Origin of the sequence: Tepidibacillus sp. LV47, assembly GCF_048381575.1 — a bacterium.
Classification (GTDB): Bacteria; Bacillota; Bacilli; order Tepidibacillales; family Tepidibacillaceae; genus Tepidibacillus.
On sequence record NZ_JBLWIF010000006.1, the window covers coordinates 52033 to 69772 of the forward strand.

12 protein-coding genes, 1 pseudogene and 2 riboswitches are annotated in these 17740 nt (G+C 40.2%); of the genes and pseudogenes, 12 read left to right on the top strand and 1 reads right to left on the bottom strand.

Translation table 11 applies throughout. The annotated features are described in order from the left end of the window. The first annotated feature begins 243 nt into the window (after positions 1-243). The 5 genes from ACMW72_RS08275 (at position 244) to ACMW72_RS08295 (ending at position 4335) form a co-directional block, all read left to right on the top strand. On the top strand, positions 244-1395 hold the full coding sequence (locus tag ACMW72_RS08275) for an iron-containing alcohol dehydrogenase (protein ID WP_418368365.1): 1152 nt from the start codon (positions 244-246) through the stop codon (positions 1393-1395). 350 nt (positions 1396-1745) lie between these two features. Further along, positions 1746-1979 (top strand): FeoA family protein, encoded by a 234-nt coding sequence (locus ACMW72_RS08280; protein WP_132768784.1) that lies wholly within the window; start codon positions 1746-1748, stop codon positions 1977-1979. A gap of 15 nt (positions 1980-1994) precedes the next feature. After that, on the top strand, positions 1995-3992 hold the full coding sequence (feoB, locus tag ACMW72_RS08285; RefSeq protein WP_132768782.1) for a ferrous iron transport protein B: 1998 nt from the start codon (positions 1995-1997) through the stop codon (positions 3990-3992). Positions 3993-4006: 14 nt separating this feature from the next. Next, on the top strand, positions 4007-4150 hold the full coding sequence (locus ACMW72_RS08290) for a hypothetical protein (RefSeq protein WP_165895003.1): 144 nt from the start codon (positions 4007-4009) through the stop codon (positions 4148-4150). Continuing rightward, positions 4147-4335 carry a FeoB-associated Cys-rich membrane protein gene (locus ACMW72_RS08295; RefSeq protein WP_132768780.1) on the top strand — a complete coding sequence of 63 codons (189 nt, stop codon included), beginning with the start codon at positions 4147-4149 and terminating at the stop codon, positions 4333-4335. The genes ACMW72_RS08290 and ACMW72_RS08295 overlap by 4 nt, the downstream gene beginning before the upstream one ends. 61 nt (positions 4336-4396) lie before the next feature. On the opposite strand, the gene ACMW72_RS08300 is transcribed toward ACMW72_RS08295, so the two are convergent. Continuing rightward, positions 4397-5668, bottom strand: a complete 1272-nt coding sequence (locus ACMW72_RS08300) for a dicarboxylate/amino acid:cation symporter (RefSeq protein ID WP_418368366.1) — start codon at positions 5666-5668, stop codon at positions 4397-4399. A 92-nt stretch (positions 5669-5760) separates the two neighbouring features. Next, a riboswitch (cyclic di-AMP (ydaO/yuaA leader) is annotated at positions 5761-5915 on the bottom strand. A 220-nt stretch (positions 5916-6135) separates the two neighbouring features. Continuing rightward, a riboswitch (cyclic di-GMP riboswitch) is annotated at positions 6136-6222 on the top strand. An 89-nt stretch (positions 6223-6311) separates the two neighbouring features. Between ACMW72_RS08300 and ACMW72_RS08305 the strand changes: the two genes are divergently transcribed. The 7 genes and pseudogenes from ACMW72_RS08305 (at position 6312) to ACMW72_RS08335 (ending at position 16724) form a co-directional block, all read left to right on the top strand. Next, the gene (locus ACMW72_RS08305; protein WP_418368367.1) at positions 6312-13466 is read left to right on the top strand and encodes an RHS repeat-associated core domain-containing protein; all 7155 of its coding nucleotides are present in this window, start codon (positions 6312-6314) and stop codon (positions 13464-13466) included. A gap of 19 nt (positions 13467-13485) precedes the next feature. Continuing rightward, positions 13486-13734 carry a hypothetical protein gene (locus ACMW72_RS08310; protein WP_418368368.1) on the top strand — a complete coding sequence of 83 codons (249 nt, stop codon included), beginning with the start codon at positions 13486-13488 and terminating at the stop codon, positions 13732-13734. 334 nt (positions 13735-14068) lie between these two features. Then, positions 14069-14830, top strand: coding sequence for a pre-toxin TG domain-containing protein (locus ACMW72_RS08315; RefSeq protein WP_418368369.1), 762 nt, complete (start codon positions 14069-14071; stop codon positions 14828-14830). Between the two features lie 4 nt (positions 14831-14834). Next, complete coding sequence (locus ACMW72_RS08320) at positions 14835-15080, top strand: DNA-binding protein (protein ID WP_418368370.1); 246 nt, start codon at positions 14835-14837, stop codon at positions 15078-15080. Positions 15081-15276: 196 nt separating this feature from the next. Continuing rightward, positions 15277-15420, top strand: a pseudogene (locus tag ACMW72_RS08325) (RHS repeat-associated core domain-containing protein); the annotation flags it as partial. A 24-nt stretch (positions 15421-15444) separates the two neighbouring features. Further along, positions 15445-16398, top strand: a complete 954-nt coding sequence (locus ACMW72_RS08330; RefSeq protein WP_418368461.1) for a polymorphic toxin type 50 domain-containing protein — start codon at positions 15445-15447, stop codon at positions 16396-16398. 17 nt (positions 16399-16415) lie between these two features. Continuing rightward, positions 16416-16724, top strand: coding sequence for a hypothetical protein (locus ACMW72_RS08335; RefSeq protein ID WP_418368371.1), 309 nt, complete (start codon positions 16416-16418; stop codon positions 16722-16724). The last annotated feature ends 1016 nt before the right edge of the window (positions 16725-17740 follow it).

A 17740-nucleotide genomic window follows, 5' to 3' on the forward strand; every position in this document is an offset into this window, starting at 1 on the left:
AGTAAGAAATACACGGACAACGGAGCCGTTGGAATATACAAACCTATTTTTATTTAAGAGTTTGTATAAAAGTTTTCACACTTTTATCACACATTTGTCTAAAGGATGAATTTTTGGAAACGTTACTTATATTTTCTTGTATGTAGGATTATAATAAATATAAGGTAATTCAATATTTACAATTTTTTATTAGTAGTGGTTCCTTTTAAAGAACCAAAATATAAAAATGGAGAGTGCTGAAAAATGAGAGTAAGCGGTTATTTTATTCCAACAGTAAATTTATTTGGAGCGGGAAGTGTAAAAGAAGTTGGGGAGCGGATTAAAACCTTAGGGGGGAAAAAGGTTTTAATCGTTACGGATGCTTTTTTAGCAAAAGTCGGAATGGCTGATCAAGTAAAAGGATTGATTGAAGAAGCAGGATTAGAAGCTGTAATTTTTGATGGAGCTGAACCTAATCCAACTGATCATAATGTTGAGGATGGTTTAAAAGTATGGCAAGAAAATGGATGTGACTCGCTTGTATCATTAGGTGGTGGATCATCACATGATTGTGCGAAAGGCATTGGGCTTGTCGCAGCAAATGGAGGAAGAATTCACGATTATGAGGGAATAGATAAATCTAGTAATCCATTTGTACCATTTGTAGCAGTGAACACGACCGCTGGTACTGCATCTGAAATGACACGTTTCTGTATTATCACTGACACAAGCCGTAAAGTAAAAATGGCGATTGTGGATTGGAGAGTTACTCCTGCTGTATCAATTAATGATCCGGAATTAATGGTAGGAATGCCACCATCACTAACAGCTGCAACAGGAATGGATGCGTTAACCCATGCAATTGAGGCATATGTATCTACAGATGCGAACCCATTAACAGATTCTGCAGCGTTAATGGCGATTGAACTCATTTCAGAATATCTTCCAAAAGCAGTTGCGAATGGTTCCAATATGGAAGCCCGTGAAAAAATGGCATATGCTCAATTCTTAGCAGGGATGGCATTTAATAATGCAAGCTTAGGCTATGTTCATGCGATGGCTCATCAATTAGGTGGATTTTATAATCTACCTCATGGTGTATGTAATGCGATTTTACTCCCTCATGTCGAGCAATTTAACCTCATTGCAGCCCCTGAACGTTTCCGCGATATAGCCGTGGCAATGGGCGAAAATATCGATGGACTTTCTGTCAATGAAGCAGCTCAAAAGGCGATTGAAGCAATTAAGAAACTATCTGCATCGATTGGAATTCCATCAGGGTTAGCAGAATTAGGTGTAAAAGAAGAAGATTTCGAGATTATGGCAGCCAATGCGCAAAAGGATGCTACACACCTTACCAACCCAAGAAAAGCAACCTTAGAGGAAATCGTACAAATCTTTAAAAATGCAATGTAATTCATATAATGAAAGAAAATAAGTATAGGATGGGGGTGTTTCACCTCCACTTTTTTGTATAGCGGCACTACACAATAGAATTTGCTACCTCGTCAATTCATCAAGTCTAACCTCTCACATCTAACCTCTGAATAAAGTTTACCTTGTAAACTATATTCACTGTGATAAATATCACAGTAAAATGATAAAAAAAGAATTATACTATAAACATAGTGATAATAGAAAGATAATAACTAAAATGTTCACAAAATGTTCACATTTTCGTCATAATGTCCTAGTGTACATTCTAGGAACCTTTTTATATAATATTAATGAGAATGATTCTCAATATTAAATAAAGGGTGATCGGTATGAAGGTTACTCTTGCTCAATGTCGAGTTGGAGAAAAAGTTCGTGTCAAATCTTTGAGAATGAGTGAACGCAAACAAAAACGATTGATGGACATGGGATTATTACCTGGAACTACATTAGAAATTACCAGATTTGCTCCTTTTGGTGATCCTTTAGCAGTTAAACTAAGGGGATTCCAAATGAGTTTTCGTAAACAAGAGGCAGAAGGGATTATCGTTGAGTTTGTGAAATAGGAGGGGGAGGTTATCATGGCGGTTTATGCATTAGTTGGTAACCCGAATGCAGGGAAGACATCTCTGTTTAATTTATTAACAGGAACAAGACAGCATGTTGGGAATTGGCCAGGAGTTACCGTTGAAAAAAAAGTAGGTGTAGCAAAATACGACGAATCGATTCAAATCGTTGATTTACCTGGTATTTATAGTATTTCTCCCTTTTCCATTGAAGAAAAAGTAGCGAGTCAATTTTTGATGGAAGAAGACATCGATAAATTAATTAATATTGTGGATGCTTCTAATTTAGAACGGAATCTTTATTTTACTTTGCAACTATTAGAGCTAGGCAAACCTATGGTCATGTCATTAAACATGATTGATGTGGCCAAAACATATGGGATTCAAATCGATGTGAAATTACTAGAAGAACGATTAGGAATCCCAGTTGTCCCCATGATGGCAAGAAAAGGAAAAGGTTATGATGAATTAATTCAAGCATTTGATCAAGCAGAGGATCCGCCTAATTTTCAATTGGATTATGGAGCAGAGATTGAATGGGGAATTCATACCATTGAACAGTTGATACACGACTTACCACAATTTCGATATCACAATCTTCGCTGGATTGCCTTACAACTCCTTGAAGAAAACTCTGTAGTAGAAGGATATATTGAAGATAAAAAGGTATGGGATCATATTTTAGCAATTCGTGAGAATCTTGCTGCAAAATTAAATACTTCTGTGGCCCAAGTGATCCGGGAAAAGCGTTTCCTTTGGATTAACCAAATGTTACAAGATGTGATGACGATTGATGAGAATAAGCAGATTACATGGACAGAAAGAATTGATGCCGTTGTAACCCATAAATATTTAGGCATTCCGTTATTTTTCTTATTTATGTTTTTAACGTTCCAGGCTACGTTTTCTTGGATCGGGACACCGCTACAAGATCTATTGGATGGTTTTATTAATGGGCCATTCTCCCATACAGTAAAACAATTACTCATCTCTATTCATGCGGAAGAGTGGTTAATTCGTTTCATCGTAGATGGAATTATTGCAGGTGTTGGTGGAGTATTAGTTTTCGTCCCACAAATCTTTGTCCTATTTTTCATTATTTCTTTCTTAGAAGACTCGGGTTATATGGCGAGAGCTGCTTTTGTGATGGATAAAGCGATGGCGAAAATCGGCTTAAATGGGAAAGCTTTCATTCCGATGATCATTGGTTTTGGTTGTAATGTTCCAGGAATTATGGCCGCAAGGACAATGGAACAAGAAAAGGAACGATTAATTACGATCTTATTAAGTCCATTTATGTCTTGCTCTGCTCGATTAGCCGTTTATGCATTATTTACTTCGATCTTCTTTAGACAGTATCAAAGCATCGTTGTTTTCTCTTTATATGTGTTGGGAATTATTTTAGCGATCTTATTAGGACTCATTTTTAAACGATTTTTATTGAAACAAGAAGAAAGTTTATTTGTGCTTGAATTACCACCTTACCGTGTTCCAATGGTGAGAAGTTTATTATTAAATACTTGGGATAAAGGGAAAAACTTCATTAAAAAAGCTGGAACTGTGATTTTTAGCATGGCTGTCGTTTTATGGTTATTAGCAAACTTTTCCTTCCAAGGAATGGTTGAAAATATGAGTGATAGTTTTTTAGCGTTGTTTGGTAAGGTTTTAGCACCGATTTTTGCTCCTTTAGGATTTGGAACATGGCAATCTGCTGTTGCATTAATTAGCGGTTTTATGGCGAAAGAAATTGTTGTATCCACCATGTCAATCGTTTATGGAACAGGGGGAACCATCAGCGATTTATCTGGAGTGATTCAGAGTATTTTTACACCAGTTACTGCTTATGCCTTTATGGTATTCGTTCTTTTATATACACCATGTATGGCAACGTTAGTGGTGATGAAAAAAGAAACGGGTTCATGGAAATGGCCATTATTTTCAATCGGATATAGTTTCACGATCGCTTGGATGTTGGCTTTCATTGTCAATCAAATAGGACATTTACTAATATAAATGGGGGCGATGACATGATGATCTCATATTTGTTGGCGGCTGTGATTGTGATTTATAGTGGTTTTGTCTTGATAAAAGTGATGCGAAAACGATTAAAAGGGGAATGTTGCTTTCATCAAACGAATGAAATGAAGAAGGGAGAAGAGGAGAGATCATGATTCTTTCCTATCTCATTTTAGGTTTAATGGTCAGTTACAGTGGATGGACATTGTATCGATCCTTTCGTAACCTAAAAGCAGGGAAAAGTTGCGACAACTGTACAGGATGTTCTTTAAAAGGGGCATGCCCTGTACAACAGTTAAAGGCAAATCAAGCAGCGTTAATATTGGATCAAAACTCATGATCATAGTGTCTGAATATAAATGGTGGGCTATTTTTTAGAGAATAGCCCATATTTTTTTTTCTTATCCTATGAGTTCTTCAGTTTCTCTATATGGTACCGATTCTTCCTCTTGATTCCATTCAGGATGATATTTTTCTTCTGTCTTTGTGATTACCACAGCACAAGCCGCATCACCAGTTGCATTCACTGCTGTACGAAGCATATCAAGGAGTCGATCAACACCTAGGATTAAGCCAATTCCTTCAACAGGTAAACCAACCGATTTTAACACCATCGTTAACATAACCAAGCCTACACCTGGAACGGAAGCTGTTCCAATACTTGCAAGTGTCGCCGTTAAAACAACAGTGATGATTTGACTAAAGGTTAAATCAACACCGTAAACTTGGGCGATAAAGACAGTAGCCACACCTTGCATAATTGCAGTACCATCCATGTTAATGGTGGCACCCAGTGGTTGAACGAAACTGCTAATGGGTTCAGGTACCTTTAAATTTTCTTGTGCTGTTTTCATTGATACCGGCAGTGTTGCACCACTACTTGATGTACTAAAAGCAACGGCCATTGCTGGAAAGAATCCTTTGAAAAAGTCGATCGGATTTCTTTTTGCAATGAATAAGATCATGGAACCATAGGTTGCAATCGTATGGATGAATAAAGCAAGAATCACAACCGACATGTATAATCCCATTGCACGGATCGCAGTAAACCCTTGTTTACCAATTGCCGAGGCAATTAAACCAAACGTACCATATGGGGCAAACTTCATCATGAGAGTAACTAAATACATCATAATTTCATTTCCTTGTTCAACAAAAGCGTGGAAAGTTTGCGCTTTTTTTCCTAGGGCTGCGATTCCGATACCAATGAAAACTGAGAAGAAAATTAAAGGTAACATATCTCCATTTGCCATGGACTGAATGGGGTTTTTTGGAATAATACTGAGCAAGGTATCCATAATAGGAGGAACTTCTTTTGGTTTAAAATTAGCTTGTTCAACAGAAAATTGCCAGCCTGCTCCAGGTTGAATGGTAAGTGCTAAAGCTAAACCGATAATGATTGCAATTGCTGTGGTAGAAATAAAGTAGATTAATGTTTTACTTCCAATTCTCCCTAATTTCTTAAGATCACCAATTCCAGCTGTTCCAAGGGCAATAGAGAAAAAGACGATGGGTACCACTAACATATTAATGAGGTTAAGAAAGATTTTGCCTAGTGGGGTAAGAAGATATTGATCAACTGATGGGAATACATGTGGTGCAAAAAGATTTAATCCTAAACCAAACAATGTCCCTAATCCTAATGCCAACAAAATTTTTCCTGTTAATTTCATAGCATACCTCCTTGAAGATAAAATAAAGCCATAGAAGGGCAAAGTCTTCTATGGCTTAAAATACGCCAAAATAAGACTCGTAATAAACGAGATCCTACCCCTCGAGACGCTTACGAAGTTAGCTGTCGGGTTCGGACGTGAGAGTCGCCCTACCTTAATGATAAATATTAAGGATTCACCCCAAGTGGCAATGCCACAATCTTGGTTCCTCCGCTCATATATAAAAATGATTCAGCGTGCGGACTATTCAATTTAACTTTATCTTAACAATAGTTTACATAAAAGTCAATCATGCGCTTCTCCTGAAGTATAGATTCGTTCCATGATCTTTGTTTGTTAAACTATTAAACAACTATTTAAAACATCGTCTTTAACAAAATAAAGTTATTAAATTTTATCTAAAATGTAAAATTTTTTTAAATGATCCGATATAGAAATTGATACAGGTTAAATCACTTGAAATTGAACAGCGATAAAGGCAAACCCGGCGAAAGCCGGGGACGCAAAGCCACAGGTCTAAGGCAAGTGAATGCTAGGATGGCTGGGTTACCGAACGGTTCGTGCGTTAAAACTCTTTTCATCGACGGTGTTCCTTGTGTTTAGACTGATGGGAAATCGTAGATGGAAAGGAGTTGTTTTTGTTTTGAAGAAACGAGTTCTCTACAAATCTATTATTTATTTCATGGTTATTCTGCTCATCACAAATTCTGTTTTGCCTGGAATGACCAAAAAAGCTGAAGCGGCTACGCCTGAAGCATTTTTAAATCCTTTTCTAGAAGAATGGCTTCCGCAGCCTGGACAGCCGCCTAGGTATTCCCAAGGATTTGCTTCGTTATTTAATAACCAATATACAGATGGCAACTCAGCTATCCCAAGTTTATTAAACGACCATCACTTTGCCCAATCACCGGAACCACCTGTATTGGAGGAACCTGTAGAGATTCCAAAAGGGAATGCATTTGTTCAAAGAGATGACTTTATACTCCCTTCTTATGGGTTTCCAGTGACAATCCAGCGATTATATCATTCGAGCCAAAAGAATCGCTTGTCACCTTTCGGTTATGGCTGGACATTTCCTTATAATCACTACATACAAATGTTTGATGAGTTTCATATCACGGAATTTAAATCAGATGGAACAAAGGTGAATTATACTTATCACAAAGAAGACGAAAGTTTATTAGTGGATGAGTATGATGGCGATCCGGCGATTTATTATCCGCTTGATAAAGGCTATTACACTGCGGAAGGATTCGCCAAGTCATCCCTAAAACGAATTTCGAAAGAGGAATATCGCGTAACACAACCCCATGGAACCACTTATGTTTTTAAAGGGTATTATGCACCTTGGCGAACCAACGCAGACCCTGTAGCCGGAAAATTAATCGCCGTTGAGGACCGCAATGGAAATCGCGTGAACTTGAGCTACGATTCCCAAGGTCGATTGGTTGAAATAAAAAGTCCCGATGGACGTACCGTTACATTCGAATATGCCGGTCAGCTCATCACATCTATGACCGATCCACTTGGCCGTGTAACAACGTATACCTATGAAAACAATGAACTGCGAAAAGTCACGCATCCTGATGGAACGACGGAATCGTATTCATATGACAACGAGCATCGCCTTCTGTCAGTGACAGATTCTCAAACTGGCACTAAGCAGTTTTCTTATACAGGAGATCGCGTCTCCAAAGTGACACATGAGGGTGATTTACTATACAGATATGAGTACGGAGATCATCAAGTAACGGTTTACGACGGATTAGGACATTCAACGGCTTATTTTTACAACGAAGACTACAATATAACGAAAAAAGTAGATGCTCTTGGAAACATATACACATATTCATTTGACGAACAAAAGCGCTTGACCAATGTTTCGGGACCGCTTGAAACGATATCCATTCAATATAACGAGTTTCATCATATTACAGTGGAAAAGTCATCGTTAGGAGAAGAATCGAATATTACCTATGACTCCAATCTTCAATTGCCTATGATCATTAAAGACGGAGAAGGACGGGTATGGAAGCGGACATACGATGCGAAAGGAAATTTAATATCTGTTGAATATCCGTTAGGGCAAAAAGAAGAATTCAGATATGATTCGCGAGGACTTGTGACGGAGTCTAAAGACTTGAACAACAAAATCACACGCTATTCGTATGATGCATATGGACAGCTCAAAACGGTCACTAACCCATTAGGCCAAACGATTTCATACACCTATGACCAAGTCGGCCGCTTAAAAAGTGTGACGATGCCAAACGGCTCCGTTACGACCTATACGTATGATAACGGTGACCGTCTTGTTTCGATAACAGACGCCAAAAACCAATCGATTCGTTATGAATATGATGCAAACGGCAGGCTGGTAAAGGCCAAGCTGCCTAATGGAGCGGTTTATGAGTATCGATATAATTCGAAAGGGCAAGTCATTAGCAAGAAGGAGCCTAATGGCGCAACGACCTCCTACACTTACAATGTCAAAGGTCAACTAACAGACATTCAAGGGCCGTTGGGAGCAACCGTTTCCTATACGTATGATCCGTTAGGAAGGTTGAAAAGTCAATCGGGCTCATTCATGAACGATGAAACATTTGAATACGATGCATTGGATCGTCTTGTCAAACATGTGACGCCATTTGGAACATGGACATATCAATACAATAGCAAGGACAAGCTTGAAAAACGGTTCTTAAACGGAAAGCTTTATACGGCTTACACGTATGATGCCAATGGATTTCCGAAGAACGTTACGAATGCTAAAGGAGAAACCTATACGTATTCTTACGACAAGATGGGCCACTTATTAAGTATTCGTGATCCGAAAGGGGCTGAAACAAGCTATCAGTACGATGATTTTGGAAATGTCATCGAAATAAAAGACCCACTTGGAAGAGTAACCCGTTATGAGTATAACGAACTACAGCAACTGACAAAAATGACAGATCCAGAAGGTAACACGACCACTTTCTCTTACGATGCGCTAGGTCAAGTGACCAAGGTAATTGATCCCCTTGGTCAAGAAACGTCTTATCAATACGATAAGATAGGCCAGCTTATTAAAGAAACGGATCCACAAGGTCATTCAATCACCTATACGTATAATTCACTTGGACTCGTTACGGCGATCGTCAATCCGTTAAAAGCTGCCTATTCATTTTCTTATGATGAAGTGGGAAATCTCCTGAAAGTGACGGATTCGCTAGGAAATGCCTCTACATTTTCTTACGATGCTTTAGGCCGGATCACAAAGTATGTGAATGAAGAAGGACATGAAACCAAGTATGAATACAACTTATCTGATCGAAGCGTTAAGGTGATAGAGCCTGGTGGGGCAACTTCTGTTTACCGATTTAACGAAAGGTTTTTACTTGAGTCGGCGATCGATCCAAAAGGACACATCACCTCTTGGACCTATGATGAGCTGGGAAGAATGACTTCTGTCAAGGATGCGGAAGGATTTATCACACAATATACGTATGATGCACTTGACCGGATGGTTGAAATCGTCGATCCGAAAGGACAAAAAGTCCAATATGGCTATGATGCCGCCGGAAATGTTGCGTCGATCATAGAGCCAAACGGGGCTAAAACAGAATTCAAATATAACCTAGCAGGGGAGTTAATAAAGGAAATTGATCCTCTAAAAGGGAAAACGGAATATTCCTACACAGCAAATGGCTTATTGAAATCTGTGAAAAATGCGCTTGGGGAGATAACGAGCTATCAATATGATGCGCTGCAAAGGCTGACGAAGATAACGGATCCGCTTGGCCATATCACTAAAATCTCGTACGATGAGGTTGGAAATATTCGTGAAATCATCGACCCCGAGGGGTTTGTGACAAAGATGTCCTATGACGCTGTCGGCAACATGACGGCACTGATGGATGCTCGCGGCCATACATGGAACTACAAGTATGATTTAAATAACCAATTACGTGAGATAATCAATCCGCATCAACAAAAGATCAGCTTCACCTATAACAAGGTCGGAAACGTTGATTCTTTTAAGGACGAACGAGGCTTTGTGACAAAGTTTCACTATGATGAAGCGGGGAGATTGGTAAAAGTAACGGATCCATTAGGATATACCGTTTCTTATGGCTATGACAAAGCCGGAAACATGATTAAAATGACCAATCAACAAAATCATACGTCAACATTTGTTTATGACAAAATGAACCGTTTAATCCAAGAAATCAATCCAAAAGGGGATACAACTACCTATACGTATGACGAAGTAGGGAATGTTAAGAGCATTAAGGATGCGGAAGGCCGTATTACAAGCTATGAGTATGATTCGGTTGGGAACTTGACAAAAGTCAAAGATGCTTTAGGAAATCAAACCACTTATTTATATGACCAACTTGGACAAATGACAAAAATGATCGATGCCAAAGGGAATCAAACGGAATGGGTTTATGATGCCATTGGTCAAGTCATTAAGGAAATCAATGCCCTTGGCGAAGTGCACCAATACGTGTATGACAAAGTTGGAAACCTCGTGCAAGAAATCGATCCGAAAGGACAGACGATTCAATATGCATACAACAAGCGCCAAGAGTTGACCAGTATCGATTTAGGCGACGAGAAACTAACTTATTCATATGATGCGGCTGGGAATCTAATCAAAGCTGCAAGCCCGGCTACGACGGAAATCTATGAATATGATGCGTTAAATCGCTTAACCGCATTGACGAATACGAAATTGAATAAGACGACAAGATTTACGTATGATGCGGCTGGCAACCGCACACAAATCCAAGATCCAGAAGATCGAATCATTCGATATGAATATAATGGTCGCAATGAAATGACCAAGCTCATTGATCCAGACGAGAATGAGACATCGTTTACTTATAACGGCGAGGGGCAAATCGCATCCATCTCCCGTGCCAATGGCATCAAGACAACCTATCAATACGACGAAAACAGTCAACTAACATCTGTCAAACATCAAGGAAAAACATTCCTTGCATCGTTTCATTACACGTATGATAAAGTTGGCAACCGTCTCACTCAGGTAGAAGAGGACGGAGCGAAGACCGTATACCAATATGATGCGCTGAATCGTTTAACGGAAGTAACCTACCCGAAAGAAAAAATCGAAGCAATTCGAAATACCGTTTATACACCGCCTAACGAGAAAAAAGGGACAAAGAAAGAACCTTCAAAGGACAGTGAAGAGGAAGACTCCGAAGAATCTTCATTTGTCGCCAATTTTGTCAGCTATATCTTTGGAGAAAATAGCCAAAAGGCGACAGAAACAATAAAAGGACAAGAAGAAAAAGAAGCGGATCAAGAAACTAACGTTCCAAAAGAGAGAAAAGCAAAGAGCGAAGGCAAGCCCACATCAAAAGAAGAAGAAAAAACGTTCTTCGGTAAAATCGTAGAAAAAGCAAAAGCCGTCCTTACGAAGGTGATCAATTTCTTTAAAGAAATTTGGAAAGAAATCGTAAGCTTCTTTGACACCATCGCAGAAGCGAAAGAGGTTTCAGATGAACATAACCGTAACAACGGAAAACCAGACGAAGCAAGACAGAATCAAGAGGAATCAACGAAGCAAGAAGCGAACACGTCGAACAAACCGAATAATAACGAAAAAGAGCAGAAGAAAGAAAAACAAGCGGAGCGTTATCACGGCATTGGCAAAGGACCAAAGGATTGGAATCAATTTTATGAAGAGGGCCCAACCACCTTCGACGAAACGCCAGACTACGTCAAAAAGCCCGTCCGCACGGTAACATACAAATACGACGAAGTCGGCAACCGGATTGAACAGTCAGAAGACGGAAAAGTAACGAAATATCGCTATAATGAACTGAATGAACTTGTTCAAGCAGGAGACGAATACTATTATTATGATGCGAATGGCAACCTTATTGAAAAAGAAACAAAAGAAGGTACTATCAAATATGAATATACGACAGATAACCGTCTAAAGGGAGTTTACTATCCAGACGGTTCCCAAGTGGAATACGAGTATGATGCTTTACGAAGAAAAGCCGTAAGGGATCAAGAATATTATGATGCTTCCCTCATCGGCAACGGCCGAGGAAAGGGACTGGAAAATGCCATAAATCGTGGCAAAGGAGAAAAGAACGGTCTCAAGAAAAAGCTCGGCAAAGCCCTTTATCAAGAAACGACCCAATATTTATACGATGGTGTCAATGTCTTTAAAGAATACGGCGAAAACGGCCAGCCATTAGCCCAATATTACATCGGGGCCGATCAAGTCATCGCCCGGAAAATGTTCGGATTCCACGGCCGTAAACAAGAAGGCTACGAAGGCAACATACGTACACGGGGTGGGTTGTTATATTACCATGAAGACGCGTTAGGGAATATCATGGATGTCACCGACCGCATTGGCGAACCGATCATGAAATATCGCTATGATGTCTTCGGCAATCTGTTTACACAGATGGCAGCCCCATACAATGTAGTTGGATTTACAGGCAAATCCTATGACGCAAAAGCAGGACTCATTGACTTTGCGGCAAGATGGTACAGTCCAAATGAAGGGCGCTTTGTATCAGAGGATACATTGGCAGGATGGATAGATCACCCACAAAGCTTAAACCGATATGTGTATGTTAATAATAATCCACTTGCATTCATTGACCCGACAGGCCGACAAGCAGAATCAAGCAATTGGACAGGACAAATATTAAAACGTGGTGATGAAGGACCGTTTGTTTCGGACCTACAAACCATGTTGAAGAACGTTGGATTTTCTCCAGGCCCCATTGATGGAATCTTTGGTCCGCTAACCGAAGGGGCAGTCATCGACTTTCAAAGATATGCCCATATCACGGTGGATGGCATCGCAGGACCTCAAACCTATGGGGCATTAGTAAAACATGGGAGCCTTGGAGGGAGTACAGGAGGCGAAAGTGGTCGTCAAGAAGTGACGCCACCACTTCCGACAAAAGAAGAAATCATCGCCATGAGAAGCAGCTATTTTCGATCGGTAGCCGGTGTAAGACAGCCATATGATGTTCAAAATAACGTAACCGTCCAAAGCCGGTATATTTATCATCAATCAACGCCATCAAGGTATGGATTTGACTTTAAAGCAGGATACTCATTGAAGAAACTGCCGAAATGGAAGAAGTTCCGTTTGCCATCATCATCCTTTAAACGGCAAGCAGGATCGATGGCCCTTGACTTCATCCCTGTAGTCGGCAATATTAAAAGTGGAATAGAGGCGATTATTGGCCGAGACTTAGTAACAGAACGGAAGCTATCGGTAACCGATCGGCTGATGGCGGGAGTAGGGATTTTTACCGGCGGAGCAGGAAAAACAGCCTTTAAAGGATTAAAGGCCGGGTTGGGATTTGCGTCTAACTTTGTTGAGAATATTAGGCGAAGTAGTAAGCTGAAGGGTAAGGGTACTCCTAATCTTACTAAACCAGCTTCAGGAGATAATATAGGAGTTAATTTACGTCCTAAGGGTAGTAGTAAACTTGATTGGAGTATAAAGGGTAAGAAAGGCGAAACAAGAATTGAACACGTTAATAAACATGGTAAAAATGATTTACAGAAGAAGCATCATGGCGTATTTTATGGAAATCCTATTGATGTAGTAAATAAAGCATGGGCAAAAAAAGGGAAGGTAAAGCCAATAACTCAAGGTAATGTTCAGATTTATCATATCCGATATCCAAATGCAGGTTATGCAGGTGGCTATGCAGGACAAGGTCAGAACTTAAATTATGTTACAATTATAGTGAAGAAAGGTACAAACAAGATTATTACAGCTTATCCATCATCAGGAAGGTAAACAGAACGGAGGTATATAAATGAGTAATAACTATGATTTCAAGGTTGTATGGTGTCCGATTTGCTCCCAAGGATGGGTTGAAATTGTAAAGGACGTTGCAACACAAGAACTTTATGTTATGTGTAGTGAATGTGAAACAGAATGGGATAATCCTGAAAATATTACAACATCAAATGCAAGAATGGAATTAAGTGAAAATCAAGTTACTAATCCAACTATTGAAGAGATACGAAATATTAACTGGGAAAAATATATAATTAATGAATAATAGCCACAGTTGTAAAGCCTTAGAGGAGTAATTACTCTTCTAAGGCTGTCTTTGTGAGATATGGAGTATCGAATAAACTCCTAGTGATACAATGTATACATGTAATCCATGCAACTTCTATATGATAATTTTTTGAATTATCTTGTACGCACAAAATGTGTATAAAAAAGATATCCTATTTTATAATTTTCATCAAATATAACCCACTGAAAAATTATCAGTTACTACCGTTTTTATCGCCAAAAACCCTGAAGCTCAGGAGGAGATACGGGATTAGGTAGACCCAGTTACACTGCCACCACCTCCACCGCCAACGTTTGAAGAAATTCTTGAAATGAGAAGCAGTCATTTCCGTTCACTCGCAGGTATCCGGCCATTATATGGTTATGAGTCCAATGTTTCGGTACAAAACCGTTATATATTCCATCAAACAAAGACATCGGGGTATGGATTTGACTTTAAAGCAGGCTACTCTTTGAAGAAACTGCCGAAATGGAAGAAGTTCCGATTACCATCATCATCCTTTAAACGTCAAGCAGGATCTATGGCCCTTGACTTCATCCCTGTTGTCGGCAATATTAAAGGTGGAATAGAGGCCATCAGCGGTCGAGATTTAGTAACAGGACGGAAGCTATCGGTAACCGATCGGCTGATGGCGGGAGTAGGGGTTTTTACCGGCGGTGGGGGAAAAGCACTCTTAAAAGGAATAAAATTTGGATTTAAATTTGCCAAGACACCAAAGTTAGGGATTAGTAGAAAGGGTACGAGTGATGTTGCACATAATGCAGTACAATATGCTAAATTAAAAACCCATTATAAGCAATGGGAGAAGTATGGAAAAGACGGAATGAGAGAACTTCCAGATGGAAGAATTAGATATTACGGTGAGGTAAAACCAGCTAAAAAACTAGGTGAAATGGCAGGCCGAAGAGTAGTTCGGGAATGGAATCCTGTTACTGATCAAAAGAGAACATGGCATGAAACTGTAGACGATAATGGCAGAATTAGACAAGTTAGACCAGATACCAAATTTACTGGTGGTGTCAAGATTCACTATCTTTTTGATAAAAACAGGAATTATATTGGAAAGAGGTGAAAAAATGAGACAGCCAACAAGAGAAGAAATCATTGATAAATTAAAAATGATTTTATCAGGACAGCTGACACGAGAAGAAGTAGCAGATTGGGCTTCTGAATATGTCATGCAGGATGATCCAAATATATCAGATGAAACTGTTTGGGAACTTTTGATACTTGCTTGCGGAGTTGATTTAAAAGATAGTCCAGATGAATATCTACATGTAGAAGAAGACATTATAGATTGGATAAACAAATATAGCAATTAAAAAGTGTTAATAACCTTGATTGGCTATATGCCTTTCAAGGTTTTTCTATTTTCAATCTAACAGCTATATCAAATAATAAAGTGTGTTTACGAGAGAATTTATATATCGTTTTTACCAACATTTTAATTCAGAGCTCTTAATGGTTGTACCTACATGGATCGTGGCGAGAAATAGGATATAAACATTTGACGCAAAAGCAGGACTCATTGATTTTGCGGCAAGATGGTACAGTCCGAATGAAGGGCGCTTTGTATCAAAGGATACATTTACAGGTTGGATAGATCACCCGCAAAGCTTAAACCGATTCAGCTACGCCCATAACAATCCAACCACGTTCACCGACCCAACCGGTCGATGCATTGTGATGGATGACGCGCCTAGATGTTGGTTCCCACCAAAAGATGATGGAGATGACAGCTCTGGAGGAAGCGGAGAATCAGGGGGATCCGGAGGAAGCTCAGGAGGAGATACGGGAGCAGGTTCTGACCCAGTTACACCGCCACCACCTCCGCCGCCAACGTTTGAAGAAATTCTTGAAATGAGAAGCAGTCATTTCCGTTCACTGGCAGGTATCCGGCCATTATACGATGTTGAAACGAATGTTTCGGTGCTAAACCGTTATATATTCCATCAAACAAAGATATCGGGGTATGGATTTGATGTTTCAAGCTTCTTATCCACACCGAAGTTACCGAAATGGAAAAAGTTCCGACTGCCATCGTCAGCTTTCAAACGACAAGTTGGCTCCATGGCCCTTGACTTCATCCCTGTGGTCGGCAATATTAAAAGTGGAATAGAGGCGATTATAGGCCGGGACTTAGTGACAGGGCGAAAGCTATCCGTCACCGATCGGCTGATGGCAGGAGTAGGGATTTTTACCGGCGGTGGAGGAAAAGCACTCTTAAAAGGAATAAAATTTGGATTTAAATTTGCCAAGACACCAAAGTTAGGGATTAGTAGAAAGGGTAATGTGGGTCTATTAAAATTAGACTTACAGTTCTTTGCTTCTAAGGGTACGGGTAAGTTTAAAATAGTAAATGGTTTTGAAGCCAAAGTTCATCTTGGAAAGCAAGGAAAGCACATACCAGGTCATCCAAATTATCAAAAGGGAAAAAGTATCTTTACTGGTGATGCTCAAAAACTTTTGGACAAATATGCAGGAAAAGGACAATGGATAGGTAGTAATAAAGAAAGAGTAGATTTTAAGCAAGTTATAGGTAAATGGGTAGACCCGAATACCGGAAAGGCTTATGAAACTACGAAAGGTATTATCCATTATTCGAAGAACGGTGCACATATTGTTCCTGCAAGACCATAGAATGGGGAGAAAGAAAAATGGATGAGTTTATTAAGGTGTTAAATCATTATCCCAATGGAACCAAACTGATAATAGAGTGGAAAAATGGATTGCGAATTAAAGGTTTATTAGACACCATTTATGAAACAGACAATGGGCTGGAGTTAGAAGATGAGGACTACGATGAATACTTTGCTTGTACTTTAAAAATTCTATCTATTGAAAACAATCCGTCCGGTAATGTTTTAAGCGAAAATACTTTATTAGAAGTATCAAAACAAAATAAACCAAATAAAATTTTTTTGGATAATGGCGTATTGATATGGAAGGATATGAATGATAAATAACAACTATTTTACCCCTGAGGATTACGTACTCAGGGGATTTTTTGTGCGCCCGGCATGGGCGCAGTCTAACAGGTGAAAGTCCTGAGTGCGGGTTGATAGTGCCAAGCACATAGTCAAAGGCAAGGGTGTCCACCGTGAGGTGGAATCTGAAGGAAGCCGAAGGCAAACTTCTGGTCTGACGAACAGAAATCACATCAGGCATATGTAGGCTGGGTAAGGTTGAAAAACAAACTGAAGCCCTAAACTATCCGGAAGCCTACGGTGTAAATGTGGCAGATATATGGAAGGAAAGACTGCGTTCTTACCCGGGGAGGTCTCATGGACGTGAAGAGATGAGTTTCGAATCACGGTTGAAACAAGATTTGTCATGAGAAGTCAGCAGATACCATAGTGCGTGCGTGGCAGCACGATCATCAGGTGGGTTAAAGTCCCACTGAGCCTCGGACTAGGGGGCTCATATCCAAAACCCGGGGGTAATGCCTCGGGGGCCGGCAATTTTGTTGCCGGAGGGCAGGGCGTCTGTCGCGAGGCAGAGTCTGAAGGGCTTGAGGAGAAGTACCAGGCCGTAGTGAAACGGGGCTGCCCGAATTGCGAACCGGTCGGCCAAAGATGGGGCAAGGTCGAGTCTGCACTATGGAGACGAAGGCGTTCTAGTCCACCCATCGCACCAAGGTGTGTGCGGACGGCATGGTACGGAAGATGACGATGTGACCCACGGAGATCTCGTCATGTCTGAAACCAATGCACTTGCAGGACGAGTGGGTAAATAAAGTCGAAGCGGTCGTGCCGCGCCCGCCGCTTCAAAGAACGCGCGGCAGTTTCAGTAACGGATGTTATAAGGAAACCCCGAAGTGCATACCGGACGCATGGCGAGAAGTCGGAGAGCCGCGTAATACTTTGGAACGGACGAACAACAGAAACGTCCGGATCAACCGCCCTGGTGCGGTTGGCTTCTGCTCACTCAAAAGGTGATGCAGAAGGGGAAGGCGGCTCGCTTTATGGAGACCAGAACTGGA

Bases quoted from the DNA above. Each gene is read 5' to 3' on its own strand.
- ACMW72_RS08275 (WP_418368365.1), top strand. From the start codon at position 244: ATGAGAGTAAGCGGTTATTTTATTCCAACAGTAAATTTATTTGGAGCG.
- ACMW72_RS08280 (WP_132768784.1), top strand. From the start codon at position 1,746: ATGAAGGTTACTCTTGCTCAATGTCGAGTTGGAGAAAAAGTTCGTGTC.
- feoB (WP_132768782.1), top strand. From the start codon at position 1,995: ATGGCGGTTTATGCATTAGTTGGTAACCCGAATGCAGGGAAGACATCT.
- ACMW72_RS08290 (WP_165895003.1), top strand. From the start codon at position 4,007: ATGATGATCTCATATTTGTTGGCGGCTGTGATTGTGATTTATAGTGGT.
- ACMW72_RS08295 (WP_132768780.1), top strand. From the start codon at position 4,147: ATGATTCTTTCCTATCTCATTTTAGGTTTAATGGTCAGTTACAGTGGA.
- ACMW72_RS08300 (WP_418368366.1), bottom strand. From the start codon at position 5,668: ATGAAATTAACAGGAAAAATTTTGTTGGCATTAGGATTAGGGACATTG.
- ACMW72_RS08310 (WP_418368368.1), top strand. From the start codon at position 13,486: ATGAGTAATAACTATGATTTCAAGGTTGTATGGTGTCCGATTTGCTCC.
- ACMW72_RS08315 (WP_418368369.1), top strand. From the start codon at position 14,069: ATGAGAAGCAGTCATTTCCGTTCACTCGCAGGTATCCGGCCATTATAT.
- ACMW72_RS08320 (WP_418368370.1), top strand. From the start codon at position 14,835: ATGAGACAGCCAACAAGAGAAGAAATCATTGATAAATTAAAAATGATT.
- ACMW72_RS08330 (WP_418368461.1), top strand. From the start codon at position 15,445: ATGGATGACGCGCCTAGATGTTGGTTCCCACCAAAAGATGATGGAGAT.
- ACMW72_RS08335 (WP_418368371.1), top strand. From the start codon at position 16,416: ATGGATGAGTTTATTAAGGTGTTAAATCATTATCCCAATGGAACCAAA.